This window comes from Lentzea pudingi, from assembly GCF_014646255.1.
In the GTDB taxonomy this organism is placed as follows: domain Bacteria; phylum Actinomycetota; class Actinomycetes; order Mycobacteriales; family Pseudonocardiaceae; genus Lentzea; species Lentzea pudingi.
On the sequence record NZ_BMNC01000021.1, the window covers coordinates 104,818 to 119,546 of the forward strand.

Below are 14,729 nucleotides of genomic sequence, written 5' to 3' on the forward strand. Positions count from 1 at the left end.
CGGGCTCAGTGGTTCAGGTAGGCCAGGACTGCTTGCACCCGGCGGTCCCCGGCGCCGTCCTCGGAGTTCAGCCCGAGCTTGAGGAACACGTTGCCGACGTGCTTGTGCACGGCGCCGGCGCTGACCACGAGCCGTTCCCCGATGGCGGCGTTCGACAACCCCTGCGCCATCAGGCCGAGGACCTCGCGCTCACGAGGTGACAGCACGCTGAGCGCGTCGTCCGACCGACGCCGCACGAGGAGTTGTGACACCACCTCGGGGTCGAGCGCCGTGCCGCCGTTCGCGACGCGGTGCAGCGAGTCGAGGAAGTCCGCGACCTTGCCGACGCGTTCCTTGAGCAGGTAGCCGACGCCGCCGCTGGTGCCGGCGAGCAGTTCGTGCGCGTAGCTCTGCTCGACCCAGGCGCTGAGGACGAGCACGGCCAGTTTCGGGTGCCTGCGCCGTGCCTCCACGGCGGCCTTGAGGCCTTCGTCCGTGAACGTCGGTGGCATCCGCACGTCGACCACGGCGATGTCCGGCTCGTGCTCGGCCACGGCGTCGAGGAAGTCCACGGGGTTGTCCGCAGCTGCCGCCACTTCGAGGCCTTCGTTGCGCAACAACAACGTCAGCCCCTCGCGGAGCAGCGCGTCGTCTTCCGCGATCACGATGCGCATGGTCACCTCCCCACCGGCAGCACGACGGTGAGCACGGTAGGCCCGCCCTCGGGACTGCTCATCTCCGCGTTGCCGTCCAACGCCGCCACCCTGCCGCGAATGCCGTCCAACCCCGTCCCCCGCTTCTCGTCCGCGCCACCCTTGCCGTCGTCGTGCACGATGACGGTGAGCTGGTCGCCGTTGATGCCCAGACTGACCCACGCATGCCGCGCGCCGCTGTGCTTGGCCACGTTGGTGAGCGCCTCGGCCACCGCGAAGTACGCCGCCGCCTCCACCGCCGCGGGCAACCGGCCGAGATGATCGGCCTGCAGCACGCACGGCACCGGACACCGCGCCGCCAGCGCCTGGATCGCCCCGTCCAGTCCCAGATCCTCCAGCACCGGCGGGTGGATGCTGCGCACGACGTTCCGAAGTTCTTCGAGAGCGTCACCCGCCGCGTCCTGGGCCCTCAGCAATGCTGCCAGCGCGTTGTCGGGGTTCTGCTTGAGGGTGCGTTCCGCGATGCCGAGCATCATGACCACGCCGACCAGCTTGTTCTGGGTGCCGTCGTGCAGGTTCCGCTCGATGCGGCGCAGTTCGGCTCCGTGCGCCTGGAGTGCGGCTGCTCTGGTCGCGACGACCTCGGCCAGGCGCTTCTCCAGTGACGCTTTTGGTGGAGCCAGCATTTTCTTCGCCCACTTCGCGTCCAGGTCCGCCAGTTTCGGGAGCTGGAGGAGGATCAGGGTGAGCACGATCGCGATCGGCACGCTCAGCAACGCCTTCGGCCACGAGTCGACGCGCAGGCCGAACGAGTTCTCGATCCCGGCCGGACTCGCCCACCAGGTCAGCAGGACGATCGGCTGCTGGACCAGCGCACCGGGGATGCCGATCGCTATCGACCCGAAGAGGGTGCCGAACAGGGCGTGGGTGATCAGCCAGAGGCCGTCTCTGCGGCTGTCCGGGTCGGCCAGGACTCGTTGTGCTCGGTGCAGCCATGGGCCGTCGAGCGGTGGCGGTGAGGGGGTTCGGTCGCCGGTGTAGCGGGTTAGGCGTTGTCGGTCGAAGTCGACGATTCGGCGGATGTGGGGGGCGGTGATCGGGAGTAGCGGGAGGATCACCACGGACAGCAGGAGGATGCCGATGGCCAGCCAGGAGGCGATGGCCGTCAGCAGGCCGGTCGCCAGGTAGATCAGCGCTGCCCAGATCCGTTTCATGTGGAGAAACGTAGCTGGGCGGTCTGGGCTCGCGCGGTGGAGCAGGCTCTACTCCTGACGCGGGTCGGCTTTTGGTCGCTGGTGCCGGTTCCAGCGGGGTTGGTTGCGTCCCTGGGGCCACGGTTGCCTTGCGAGGGTGCTTGCGCGGGTCATGACGGATCAAGGGCTAGCGATTGGGGCTTGACCTTGAGCCTCTGGCGGGATGCGTAGACGGCCGGAAAAGGCCGGGCTGAGAAGCGCCCGGCCGTGCCCGTGAGGGTGGCATCCCGCCCCCTCAAGGTAAAGCCCCAATCGCCCTTCACTGGGCCCACCGCAACCAGGGTGCACGAGGTTCACACGGCTCGCTGCGCATCGCCACGCCAGGACTCGTAGATGGGCGGCTTGCATTGCTGGCTTACCGGTTGGCACCGCGCGCCGGGCCTGGTCCGAGATTGGTCTGCGTTGGCGAGTGCGGTTGACACCATGCAAGTGCCCGCCGCACCCGGCACCGCGCCGCACCCGGCACCGCGCCGCACCCGGCACCGCGCCGCACCCGGCACCCGCACCACACGCCGCACTCGTCGCCGCGCCCGGCACAGCCAGCACCAGCCCCTCTCGCCCGGCTGGTGCCGAGCCGATCAGCCCTCGCGCCACCCGCTCGTGATCGGCAGCCTCCGGTCCCGCCCGAACGCCTTGTTCGAGATCTTCGTGCCCGGCGGGTACTGGCGGCGCTTGTACTCGGCCTTGTCGACCATCCGCAGCACCCGGTCGACCAGTTCGGGCGAGTGTCCGGCTGCCAGCAGGGCGTCGTAGCCGCGGTCGCAGTGGACGTAGTCGTCCAGCAGTGCGTCGAGGATCTCGTAGTCCGGGAGCGAGTCGGTGTCGACCTGGCCTGGGCGCAGTTCGGCCGAGGGGGGCTTGGAGATCGAGTTCTCCGGGATGGGCGGGTTCTCGCCGCGCTTCTCGGCCTCGGCGTTGCGCCACTTCGCCAGGTCCCAGACCAGGGTCTTCAGCACGTCCTTGATCGGGGCGTAGCCGCCTACCGCGTCGCCGTAGATGGTCGAGTAGCCGACCGCGAGCTCGGACTTGTTGCCCGTCGCCAAAACCAAATGCCCATGCTGGTTCGACAGCGCCATCAGCAGCATGCCGCGGCACCTGGCCTGGATGTTCTCCTCGGCGAGGCCTGTCAGCTTCAGCTGCGAGACGTACACGTCGACCATCTCGCCGATCGGTTCGGTGGTGAAGTGCAGGCCGGTGCGTTCTGCCATGTCGGACGCGTCCGAGCGCGAGTGTTCCGACGAGTACGAGGACGGCATCGAGACGCCGTAGACCGCGTCGGCGCCTAGGGCGTCCACGGCCAGAGAGGCGACCACGGCCGAGTCGATGCCGCCGGACAGGCCGAGCACCACGGACCGGAAGCCGTTCTTGTGCACGTAGTCGCGCAGGCCCGTCACGAGTGCGTGCCACACCTCTGCCTCGTCGGACAGCGGTTCGAACACGCGAGGTGCGGGCAACGGTTCGTATGCAGGGACCGCATCCGAGAGGAACACGCGGCGCACGTAGAAGTCGCCGATCTGGCCCTGTTCGTACTCGCGGCCGCCCGGCAGGTCGAAGTCCACGAACATCAGGTGCTCGACGAACTGCGGCGCGCGCCCGACCAGGCGGCCCTCTGCGGACACGACCAGCGAGTCGCCGTCGAACACGAGCTCGTCCTGGCCGCCGACCAGGTTGCAGTAGGCGAGCGGGGCGTGGGCCTCGGCGGCGCGGCGTGCGACCAGCGGTAGGCGCTGGTCGTCCTTGTTGCGCTCGTAGGGCGAGGCGTTGGGCGAGACCACGACGTCGACGCCGGCGTCACCGAGAGCGGTGATCGGGCCGCCGTCCTGCCACAGGTCCTCGCAGATCACCATGCCGACCTCGACACCGTTGATCCGCACGATGTCCAGCGACGAACCCGGCTTGAAGTACCGGCGCTCGTCGAACACGCCGTAGTTCGGCAGGTGGTGCTTGCTCTGCCGCGCGACGACGCGTCCGCCGTGCAGCACGGCGACGGCGTTGCGCGGGCCGACGGAGTCGTGCTCCAGGTAGCCGACGACGGCGGCGACGTCACCCAGGCCCGCGGCCTCGAGGGAACCCGCCAGCGTCTCCAGGGCCTCCGCCGAGGCGCGCGCGAACGAGGTCCGGATCGCCAGGTCCTCGACCGGGTACCCGGTCAGCACCATCTCGGGGAACACGGCGACGTGAGCACCGCCCTCGCGGGCCTTGCGCGTCCAGTCCACGACCAGCGACGCGTTGCCCTGAAGATCACCAACAGTGGCGTTGACCTGGGCCAGCGCGATCCGAAGCTGCGGCATGCCCTCATCATCTCCCATACCATCGGGCTGTGGCCCGTCTCTTGAGCGTGTTGCTCGTCATTCCGCTGCTCGCGTCCTGCACGTCGATCGTCGAAGGGGCCGCCAAACCGGGCGTGACCTTCGAAAAGGTCGGTCCGGCGGGTGTCGTTCCCGCCGGTTTGGAGGAGTTCTACGGCCAGCAGCTCGCCTGGGAGAACTGCGAGCCGTACGCCACGACGGGGTCGAGCCGGGACGCGTACGGCAAGAGGCGTGACGTCGAGTGCACCCGCCTGAGGGTTCCCCTCGACTACAGCAAGCCAACCGGCGACACGATCACCATCGGCGTCCTCCGGTACAAGGCCACGGGGCAGAAGATCGGCTCGTTGCTCACGAACCCCGGCGGCCCCGGCGCGTCCGGCATGGCGTCGGCCGCCGGCATGGTCGCGGCCTACCGCAAGACCGAGCTCGCGGCGAAGTTCGACCTCATCGGATTCGACCCGCGGGGCATCGGCGCGAGCGAGCCGGCGGTCAGCTGCCTCACCGGACCGGAGCGCGACGCGGAGCGTTTGGACCTCGACACGGACACTTCTCCGGCCGGAATCGCCCAAACGGAGCAAGAGAACAAGGCGTATGCCGAGAAGTGTGCCGCCGGTACAAAATTCGGTGCGTCAATGCTCGCCAATTTGGGCACGCGGGACGTAGTTAAGGACATGGATGTCCTCCGCTCTGCGCTCGGCGACGCGAAGCTGAGCTACGTCGGGTACTCGTACGGCACCCGCATAGGCACTGAATACGCCGAGACCTTCCCCCAGAACGTGCGCGCGCTCATCCTCGACGGTGCCGTCGACCCGACCCAGGACCAGCTCGCGTCGCTGGTCGCACAGGCGGCCGGCTTCCAGAAGGCGTTCGACGAGTTCGTGAAGTGGTGCCGAGGCAAGAAGGACTGCCCCCTCGGCGCCGACGCCAACGCGAGCTTCCGGCAGCTCACCACACCGTTGATCCAGAAACCGGTGGACGTGGGCGACCGCAGGCTGTCCTACAACGACGCCATCACCGCCGCGATCCAGGCGATGTACTCGGAACAGCTCTGGCCGATCCTGCTCACGGGCCTCCAGGAGCTGACGAACGGCAAGGGCTCCACGATGCTGCGGCTCGCCGACGCCTACTTCGACCGCGACGAGCAGGGCCAGTACTCGACCATCACCGACGCATTCAACGCAGTGCACTGCGTGGACGACGCACGGCTGACGGACAAGAACGCGCTGCTCGAGACCCAGAAGCAGTACAAGGCGGCAGCGCCGTTCCTCGACGACGGCAACCCTCCGGGTGCGGCCCTCGACTCGTGCGCGTTCTGGCCGGCTCCGGTGACCGCGCGCACGGGCCCACCCAAGGCTGACGGCATCCCGCCGCTGCTGGTCATCTCCACGACCGGTGACCCGGCCACGCCCTACGAGGCGGGCGTGAACCTGGCCAAAGCGCTCAACTCGCGGCTGCTCACGTTCGAAGGCGTCCAGCACACGGTCTTCCTGCAGGGTGACCAGTGCGTGGACTCCGCCGGTGTGAAGTACCTGATCGACCAGACGTTGCCCGCCGACGGAACCCGGTGCGCCTAAATGACGAAGAGGCGATCCCGAGTCACCGCGGCCTTGTTCGCCTTGATCGTTCTGCTCGGTACGTCCACGTCCTACGCGCGCATCGACGGCAAGCCCGTCGCCGGACGCAAGGGCATCGAACGCTTCTACGCGCAGGTGTTGTCATGGGGTGCGTGTCAGCCCTACGCGACCGATGCGAAGAGCAAGGGGCTGTACGAGCGCGAGGGCATCCAGTGCGCGCGCTTGGCGGTTCCGCTCGACTACGAGAAGCCGGACGCGGGAACGATCACGGTGGGACTGCTGCGCCGGCCCGCCACCGAGAAGGACCGGAGGGTCGGCTCGCTCGTGCTGAACCCCGGCGGTCCCGGCGGGTCGGGCATGTCGCACGTCGCGAACATGCAGGCCGGCAACCCGGTCGGCAAGCGGTTCGACGTGGTGGGTTTCGACCCGCGCGGCGTGGGGGCGAGCCAGCCCCGCGTCCAGTGCCTGACCGACGCGGAACGGGACGCGCAACGGCTGCGGCCCAAGGGCGAGAGCGCGAACCAGACCGAGCAGGAGAACAAGTTCTTCGTCGAACGGTGTGCCGAACGCAGCGGCATCGACCTGCTGCGCAACGTCGGCACCCGTGACGTCGTGCGGGACGTCGACGTCCTACGCGCCGCGCTGGGGGAGAAGAAGCTGAGCTACCTCGGCTACTCCTACGGCACGCGCATCGGCACGTTGTACGCCGAGATGTTCCCTCGCAACGTGCGCGCGATGGTGCTCGACGGAGCTGTGGAGACCAGTGCCGACAAGGTGGCCGCGTCCGCCCGTCAGGCGCAGGGATTCGAGGAGTCGTTCCAGCGCTTCGCGGGCTGGTGCGCCCAGCGCGACTGCCCCATCGGGAAGGACACGACCACGGCGGAGTCCAAGTTCCGCCAGATGATCGAGCCGCTCAAGAAGACCCCGATGCAGGTCGGCGACCGCAGGCTGTCCCACTCGGACGCGAACACCGCGATCATCCAGGCGATGTACACGGACCGGTTGTGGGAGACCGCGCTCAAGGGTCTGCAGGAGCTGAGGCAGAACAAGGGCACCACCCTGCTGCAGCTCGCCGACCAGTACCTCGGCCGCGCCCAGGACGGCACCTACAGCCGCATCCAGGACGCGTTCGTGGCCATCCGCTGCGTCGACGAACCGCCGATCAAGGACCGCGCGACCCTGGAGTCCAACCGTCGGAGGCTGTTGGAACTGCTGGGCAACGACACCGTGCCCACCGACGAGACCGCGCTCGGCCCGTGCGCGTTCTGGCCGGCCCCGCACACGTCCGAACCGCACCCGCCGAACGTGACGGGGCTGCCGCAGGTGCTGGTCGTCTCGACGACCGGCGACCCGGCGACGCCCTACCAGTCCGGTGTGGACCTCGCTCAGGCCCTCGGTGCGCGATTGCTGACGTACAACGGGAACCAGCACACGGCGTTCCTCGCGGGCATCGGCTGCGTGGACGGCGTGGGCACGAACTACCTGGTGGACCTGAGGCTGCCGGAAACGGACTCCGTCTGCTGACGCTTCCCCGGCAGGAAGACCGAACCCAGCGCTCCGAGCGCGCAAATCACCGCCGTGATCAGGAAGATCTCGTGGTACTCGGTGAGCAGCGCCTCGGTGAGCCCGCGCTGGTACTCGGCCATCCGCCGCTGGAACTCAGCAGGTTCCACGCCGAACGGCAGCGGTGTGTCCAGGTCTGCCGTGAGCTCGCGGAAGCGGTGGAGTCCCCACGCGGACAACGCCGCCACACCGACGAGCATGCCCGTCATGCGCGCGACGACGACGAACGCCGACGCCACGCCGTGACGCACGGCGGGCACCACACGCAGCACAGCACCGGACAACGGCGCGATGACCAGGCCCAGCCCGAAACCGGCGATGGCCAGGTCACGCGTGAGCACGAACCCGCTGACGTCAGCGGGCCACTGCGCGATGAACACGTACGACACCGACGCCATCGCGAGCCCGCCGAACGACACCCAGCGGTCGCCGAGCCGTGACGCGAGGAACCCACCCAGCACGGCACCGACCGGCAACGCGATCAGGAACCGCGTGAGCAGCGTCGCCGCGGACGCCGAGTCGCGCCGCAACACGGTCTGCGCGAACAACTCCACGTCGACCAGCGTCACCATCAACGCGGCACCGGCGGCCAGCGACACCCCGAGCACGGCCCAGAACGGCCGCCACTGCACGCCCTCGGGATCGATGAGCCGCACGGCACTACGGCGTTCCCACAAGAAGAAGCCGCCCAGCACGACAAAAGCGGCGATCAGCGTCGGCCAGCCCCACGACGGCAGCACGGACTCGGCAGGCGTCGGGTTGTAGAGCGCCACCACCAGCAACGACAGAGCAAGAGCCAGCAACACCCCGCCCACGACGTCGATGCGCACCTCACGCCGTGTGTTCGGCACGGTCCGTTGCACGACCACCATCGCGATGACCGCCAACGGGATGTTGACCCAGAAGATCCACCGCCAGCTCTGCGGCTCCCAGCCCTCGAACAACGGCCACGCGTTGAACAGCGACGCCACCGCGATGCCGTACAACGTGCCGAGGACCGATCCCAGCTCCTGTGCGGCACCCACGGTTCCGAGCGCGGCCGACCGCCGTTGCTCCTCCCACAGGTCCGCGACCAGCGCCATCGTCACCGGCAGCAACGCGCCACCGGCGAGGCCCTGCACGACCCGGCCGACGACCAGAAGCGGCACGTCAGCGGCAAGAGCCGTGATCACCGAGCCCACCAGGAACCCGAGCAGCGACACCTGCAGCACGAACCGCCGCCCGAACCGGTCCGACAGCTGCCCGAGCAACGGCATGCCCGCCACGTACCCGAGCAGGTACCCGGTGACGATCGGCGTCGCCTGCTCCAGCTCGTTCACCGCGATGCCGAGATCGCGCACCATGTCCGTGAGGACCCCGACGACGACGTACGCGTCGAGGGCCCCCAGCAGTACCGCCGCGCCGGACGCGGCGAGAGCGACTCTTCGCATTAGGCAGGCGCTGTCACGGTGACGGGCTTGTCGAAGTCCGTCAGGCCGATGTCGACCTTCTGACCACCGGGAAGCTCGAACAGCGCGTTCTTGAGCTTGTTGTCCTTGTCGACCGAGAACGTCGCCTTCACGTCCGCGGAGATGCCCGGCACCAGCCCGGCCGCCACGTCCTTCGGCACCGTCGCCTCGACCACCGACACGTCACCGGACGACTTCGTCCTCGCGTCCTTCGAGCTGGACAGGACCTTCGCGACGCCCTTGTCCGGGTTCAGGATGGCCGAGGGGTCGTAGACCTGGCCCGCGAACGCCGCCGGCAGCTTGGTGAACCCGCCGGTCGGGCCCTTGAAGTGCAGGTTTCCGCCGATCAGCACGTACTCGATGGACAGCAGCTGCCCGCCGAACGTCACCTTGGCGTTGCCCTTGGACTCACCGGCGGACGTGAGGTCGCCGTCGGCGTCCTTCACCGGCACGTCCGGCAGCTCACCGTCGACCTTGATGGTGAAGTGCACCGTCTTGACCGACTTCATCGACTCGGCCGATTTCGAGAGCAAGGTCGCACCATCGGGGAGATCTCCCCCGGACGTGCAGCTCGTGAGCAGGGCGAGTGCGCAAACCAACAACCAACGTGCCGACATGCGTTGATCGTAGAGAGTCCCGAGCCCTTAAGCTGCCGCATATGGACCGCCAGCAGGAGTTCGTGCTCCGCACGCTAGAGGAACGCGACATCCGGTTCGTCCGGCTCTGGTTCACGGACGTCCTGGGCTTCTTGAAGTCAGTGGCGGTCGCACCGGCCGAGCTCGAGGGCGCCTTCAGCGAGGGCATCGGGTTCGACGGCTCCGCGATCGAGGGCTTCGCCCGCGTCTACGAGTCGGACATGGTCGCGAAACCGGACCCCGGCACGTTCCAGGTGCTGCCGTGGCAGACGCCGGAGGGCACCAACTACTCCGCGCGCATGTTCTGCGACATCACCATGCCGGACGGCTCCCCGTCGTGGGCCGACCCGCGCCACGTGCTGCGCCGCACGCTGTCGAAGGCCAGCGAGGCGGGCTTCACCTGCTACGTCCACCCCGAGATCGAGTTCTTCCTGCTCAAGGGCCTGCCGGGAGACGGCAGCGAGCCCGAGCCCGCGGACAACGGCGGGTTCTTCGACCAGACCTCGCACGAGACGGCCACGCACTTCCGCCGCCACGCCATCGAGGCGCTGGAGGCCATGGGCATCTCCGTCGAGTTCAGCCACCACGAGGGCGCGCCCGGCCAGCAGGAGATCGACCTGCGCTACGCCGACGCGCTGACCATGGCGGACAACGTCATGACGTTCCGCTACCTGGTGAAAGAGGTCGCGATCACGCAGGGCGTGCGCGCCTCGTTCATGCCCAAGCCCTTCTCGGACCAGCCGGGCTCGGGCATGCACACGCACTTCTCGCTCTTCGAGGGCGACCGCAACGCGTTCTACGACGAAGAGGACCCGTACCAGCTCTCCGACATCGGCAAGCAGTTCGTCGCGGGCATCCTCAAGCACGCGCGCGAGATCTCCGGCGTCACGAACCAGTGGGTGAACTCGTACAAGCGCCTGATCGTCGGCGGTGAAGCCCCCACGGCCGTGTGCTGGGGTCACGCGAACCGCTCGGCATTGGTCCGTGTGCCGATGTACTCACCGGGCAAGTCGTCGTCGCGCCGCGTCGAGATCCGTTCCCTGGACTCCGCGTGCAACCCGTACCTCGCCTACTCGGTGATCCTGGCCGCCGGCCTCAAGGGCATCGAGAAGGGCTACGAGCTGCCGCCGCCCGCCGAGGACGACGTGTGGTCGCTGACGGACCGCGAGCGCCGTGCGGCGGGGTACTCGAACCTGCCGCAGAACCTCGGCGAGGCACTCGCCGAGATGGAGAACTCGGAACTGCTGCCCGAGGCGCTGGGCGAGCACGTCTACGACTTCTTCCTGCGCAACAAGAGGACCGAGTGGGACGCGTACCGTCGTAGCGTCACCCCGTACGAGTTGCGCACACTTCTCCCCATGCTGTGAGGCCAGGTTCGTGCTCTCCGTGACTGAGGTACCCGAGTTCCAGCCGACGATCTGCGCGTGCACCGTCGCCACGGCGGCGGAGCTGCCCGCGGTCAAGGTCCTGTCCAGCTCGTTCCTCGCGGAGCACCCCGAGGGCCGGTTCGTCGCGCTGGTCGTCGACGCGCAGCCGGAGCACTCGGGGCCGGGGCTGATGACGCCTCTCGACATCGGTGTCGCCGAGGGCGAACTGCACGAGCTCGCGACCGCCCTCGACGCCGGCGCGTTGAAGGCCGCCATGGTGCCGCGGCTGCTGGAGGCGTTGCTGTCGCAGGGCATGCCCGTGCTGTACCTCGACCCGTGGGTGCAGGTGTTCGGGTCGCTCACGAAGCTCGTGCTGGAGGCGTTGCGCACCGCACCGGTCGTGCTGCTGCCACGCACGTTGCGGCCGTTGCCGTCCGACGGGCTGCAGCCCGGGCCCGCGGAGCTGCACGACCTGGGCGCGTTCGACCCGGGGTTCATCGCCGTCGGTCCTGGTTCTGAGCCCTACCTGACTTCTTTGGACATGCCGGCGATCGTGCCGCACCACGTCGTGCGTGACGCACGGGTCGGACTGTCCGTGTGGAACGTTGCCGACAGGCCGTTGCACCGCACCGAGTCCGGCGCACTGGCCGTTGTCGGTCAGGACCTGCTGACGGTGCACTTCCGCGGGTTCGACCCCCGTCGTCCCTGGTTGCTGTCCGCCGACTTCGCGGACCGTCCCCGTGTGCTGCTCTCGGAGCACGCGGAAGTTGCTGAGCTCTGCCAGTCCTATCGCGCCGAACTGGTGCGGAACGGCTGGTCCGCGCTGCCGGTGCCGTACCGGTTCGACGCGCTGATCGACGGCACGCAGATCCCGTCCGAGCTGCGGGCCGACTACCGGGCGTCCGTGCTGACGCCGCCGCCCGCGTTCGGCGAGGACGGTGGCGGCGGGTTCCTCATCTGGGCGTGCGAACCGACCGAGAGCGGTGGCACGCGCTGGGCCGACGCGGTCTGGCGTGCGGATTCGTCCTTGCGACAGCAGTTCCCGGCGCCCTTTGGCGCGGACGCGGACGCCTGGCGCGAGTGGTGCGCCGGTGTCGGCGTCGCTTCCGGGCGGTTGCCCGCGCCCGCCGTGCCGCAGCCCCGGTCGGAGGGACCGGCGCTGCTCGACCAGCTCGGCGTGTCCGTCGTCGGCTCGGGGCCGCTCGCGGAACTGGTGCTCGCCGCCGCGCGGGCGTCCGGCCTGCCGGTGTCGGACTCCGCCGGATATCCCGTGGTCGTGCGCGCTTCTTCTGCTGATGAGGTGCCGCCCGGCCGGTTCGTCGTCGAGGTCGCGTTGGACGCCACGGCTGCGGACGACCGCACCGGCGTGAACGAACTATGGGTTTCATCCGAGGTGTCGCGAGCAGCCGCCGAACGCATCGGCGGGCCCATCGTGCGTGTGGTGCCCGTACCCGTGCGCGACGTTGGCGCGCGTGAGTTCGAGTCCGGCGAAGTGGTGGTGTTCGCGGCGATAGCGGATCACGACCTGGACAGGCCCGGCAACGTGCTCGGTGCCGTGTCGGCGTTCCTGACGGCGTTCCCCGATCGCACCGACGTCGAGCTGCGGATCGCGGTGTCCGGTGCCGCCGAACACCCGGAGGCGGCCGAGCGCCTGCGCCTCGCCACGGCTTCCGACCAGCGGATCTCGCTAGTCGAGGACCTGGACGTGAGTGCCGTCGCCGACGCCGTGGTGTCGTTGCACCGGGGAGGCGCGGACGACCGGATCGCGTTGCGCCTGGCCGAGCTCGCGGTGCGGGGAGTCCCCGTCGTCGCGTCCGACCACGGAGCCGTTGCGGAGCTGTTCGGCAAGACGGCTGTTCTCGTGCCGTGTCACCAGGGCGCCGAACCGGACGTGCAGGCCGCCGCGAAGTTGCTGCGTTCCCTGGCCGATGACCTGCCCACGGCTGCCGCGCTCGGTACGGCCGGCCGTCAGCACGTGTTGTCCGTGCGGTCGGTCGCACGCGTGGCGGAAGTCCTGCGCGAACGCGTCGAGCACGCGTACCGCGGGTGGCGAGCCCGCCGGCCGAAGCCGAAGGACGAGGTCGACCCGATGCTCGCCCTGCAGTCGGCCAAGCACGCCTTACTGCGGCAACCGACCGTCGACGGTCCCAGCCGGACGCCGATGGCACCCGCGCTGCGCAAGGTCGTGCTGCGCGCGCTGGACCACTACGACAACCACATGCGCCAGGTGCTGCACACCCTGATCGACGGGGTCGAGCGCACGGTGTCCGAGCTGGTCAACCGGCAGGACGCGCTGAAAGCCGGGGTCGGCGCCGGCGAACTCGAACTGCTCCGCGCCGAGGTCGAGCAGGTCGCGGCACGGCAGTCGCACTTCGTCGACCAGCTGGTCGGGGTCGACGACGGAGTCGTGCGCGTGCGCGCGGACATGGCCGGTCAGGGCCGCCGCCAGCGCGACGTCGAGGACGCGGTCGTCGCCGAGGCCGCCAAGCGCGCGAAGTCGGACGAGGTGCTGGCCGAACGGATCGACAAGCTGACCATGGCCCTGGACCGGACCCTCGACCGGATCGACGGGCTGGAGTCCAAGGTCGTCGAGGTGTTCCGCGAGCGCGATTCCCGGCTGGACGCCGCACTGCGCACCGCTCACCAGGCACAACAGACCGCGGATGCGTTGCGTCGCGTGGTAGTGCGTCAGCACGAGACCGCTGGTGACGCGCCCGCGGTGCGTTCGTCGTTGGTGTTGTGCGACGCAGGCATGATGCGGCTGCCCTCCGACGACGCGTTCATGCTCCCGCTGTTGTCGTCCAACGGCGTGTGGGAGCCCGACCTCGCCGAACTGCTCGATTCGGTGCTGGAGCCGGACGGGATCTTCCTCGACGTCGGCGCGTACGTCGGCTACCACTCGATTCGCGTGTTGTCGCGACTCGGCCTGATGGGCGCTGTTGTCGCCGTGGAGCCGGACGCTTCCGCCGCCGCGCTTTTGAGGCACAACGTCTCGGCGAACCTTCCTGCTGCTGTCGCCGATCGTCTCACCGTGGTCGAGGGCGCGGCGTGGGAGAGCGCGGGCGAGCTGGCGGTGTCGCCGACGTTGACCGGTGGTGTGTCCGTGTCGCCGTTGTCCGATGACGCCGGCGAGGACGTCGCACGCGTGAAGTCGCTGCGCCTCGACAAGACGCTCGAAGACATCGCCCTGGTGCAGGGGATGAAGCTTTCCGTCGTGCGGGTCGACACGCCTGGACGTGGGCATCGCGCTCTCGCGGGACTCGTCCGGCTGTTGCGCCGCGACAGGCCGCACGTGTTCCTCGAGTTCTCCGCGACCGCGACGGCCGATCTCGGTGACGATCCGGTGACGGTGCTCAAGGAGTTCGGCGTCTGGGGCTACGACCTGGTGCCGGTCGCGACCCGTCAGCCCGCTCCCGCGGACCAGATCGTGCGGGCGATGGAAGGACTTCGCTCCATCACCCTGTGGCTGCGGCCGCGGCCGATCGGGGCCAAGCCGGCTGCCCCGACGCCGTCCGTGCCGATCAAGCAGCCCGCTGACCAGGCGATTTGACTTTGATCGTCCCCGTGAGTACCTTTCTCCAGGTCGCAAGCGGGACCACGGAACGAGCGGTTGACACCGCGGATCGGGCCGAGTAGAGTTCCACGGCGTCAAACCCCCAGAAGTAAATAAGCGGTCTAACGTGCTGTCCGGGATCTGAAAATGACCCCGATTTGACACCGGGAAAGCCACTCAGATAACTTCTGAACCAAGCCAAAAACTGAATGCGAAGCGAGTTTGCGCCGAGCCTGAATCGCCAAAATGGCCGATTTGACAAAGCGAAAACGAACTGGCTAAGCTTTCAACACAAGCCCCGAGAGAAAGCCTCCGGAAATGGAGACTGGAACCGGTGAGCGCGTGTTCTTTGAGAACTCAACAGCGTGCCGAAACACAGCCAGTAATATATGAAT

General features: G+C 68.6%; 9 protein-coding genes. 4 read left to right on the forward strand and 5 right to left on the reverse strand.

The window, feature by feature from the left end:
* Nucleotides 1-5: 5 nt before the first annotated feature.
* From IEY88_RS39675 to IEY88_RS39685, 3 genes are all read right to left on the reverse strand, one after another.
* Nucleotides 6-653: a response regulator gene (locus tag IEY88_RS39675; protein WP_189160075.1), complete on the reverse strand. Its 648-nt coding sequence runs from the start codon at nucleotides 651-653 to the stop codon at nucleotides 6-8.
* 2 nt (nucleotides 654-655) lie between these two features.
* On the reverse strand, nucleotides 656-1,846 hold the full coding sequence (locus tag IEY88_RS39680; RefSeq protein ID WP_189160076.1) for a sensor histidine kinase: 1,191 nt from the start codon (nucleotides 1,844-1,846) through the stop codon (nucleotides 656-658).
* A gap of 617 nt (nucleotides 1,847-2,463) precedes the next feature.
* The gene (locus tag IEY88_RS39685) at nucleotides 2,464-4,176 is read right to left on the reverse strand and encodes an NAD+ synthase (protein WP_189160077.1); all 1,713 of its coding nucleotides are present in this window, start codon (nucleotides 4,174-4,176) and stop codon (nucleotides 2,464-2,466) included.
* Between the two features lie 29 nt (nucleotides 4,177-4,205).
* Between IEY88_RS39685 and IEY88_RS39690 the strand changes: the two genes are divergently transcribed.
* Both IEY88_RS39690 and IEY88_RS39695 read left to right on the forward strand, forming a co-directional pair.
* Nucleotides 4,206-5,768 (forward strand): alpha/beta hydrolase, encoded by a 1,563-nt coding sequence (locus IEY88_RS39690; protein ID WP_189160078.1) that lies wholly within the window; start codon nucleotides 4,206-4,208, stop codon nucleotides 5,766-5,768.
* Nucleotides 5,769-7,292, forward strand: coding sequence for an alpha/beta hydrolase (locus IEY88_RS39695; RefSeq protein ID WP_189160079.1), 1,524 nt, complete (start codon nucleotides 5,769-5,771; stop codon nucleotides 7,290-7,292). It abuts the gene before it with no gap.
* Here IEY88_RS39695 and IEY88_RS39700 read toward each other — a convergent pair.
* The gene (locus tag IEY88_RS39700; protein ID WP_189160080.1) at nucleotides 7,247-8,761 is read right to left on the reverse strand and encodes an MFS transporter; all 1,515 of its coding nucleotides are present in this window, start codon (nucleotides 8,759-8,761) and stop codon (nucleotides 7,247-7,249) included. The two genes, IEY88_RS39695 and IEY88_RS39700, sit on opposite strands and share 46 nt — an antisense overlap.
* Nucleotides 8,761-9,396, reverse strand: a complete 636-nt coding sequence (locus IEY88_RS39705; protein WP_189160081.1) for an LppX_LprAFG lipoprotein — start codon at nucleotides 9,394-9,396, stop codon at nucleotides 8,761-8,763. The genes IEY88_RS39700 and IEY88_RS39705 overlap by 1 nt, the downstream gene beginning before the upstream one ends.
* Nucleotides 9,397-9,437: 41 nt before the next feature.
* Between IEY88_RS39705 and glnA the strand changes: the two genes are divergently transcribed.
* Together glnA and IEY88_RS39715 are read left to right on the forward strand one after the other, a co-directional pair.
* Nucleotides 9,438-10,781: a type I glutamate--ammonia ligase gene (gene glnA / locus IEY88_RS39710; protein ID WP_189160082.1), complete on the forward strand. Its 1,344-nt coding sequence runs from the start codon at nucleotides 9,438-9,440 to the stop codon at nucleotides 10,779-10,781.
* A 19-nt stretch (nucleotides 10,782-10,800) separates the two neighbouring features.
* Nucleotides 10,801-14,331, forward strand: a complete 3,531-nt coding sequence (locus IEY88_RS39715) for an FkbM family methyltransferase (protein ID WP_189160083.1) — start codon at nucleotides 10,801-10,803, stop codon at nucleotides 14,329-14,331.
* Nucleotides 14,332-14,729: the final 398 nt, after the last annotated feature.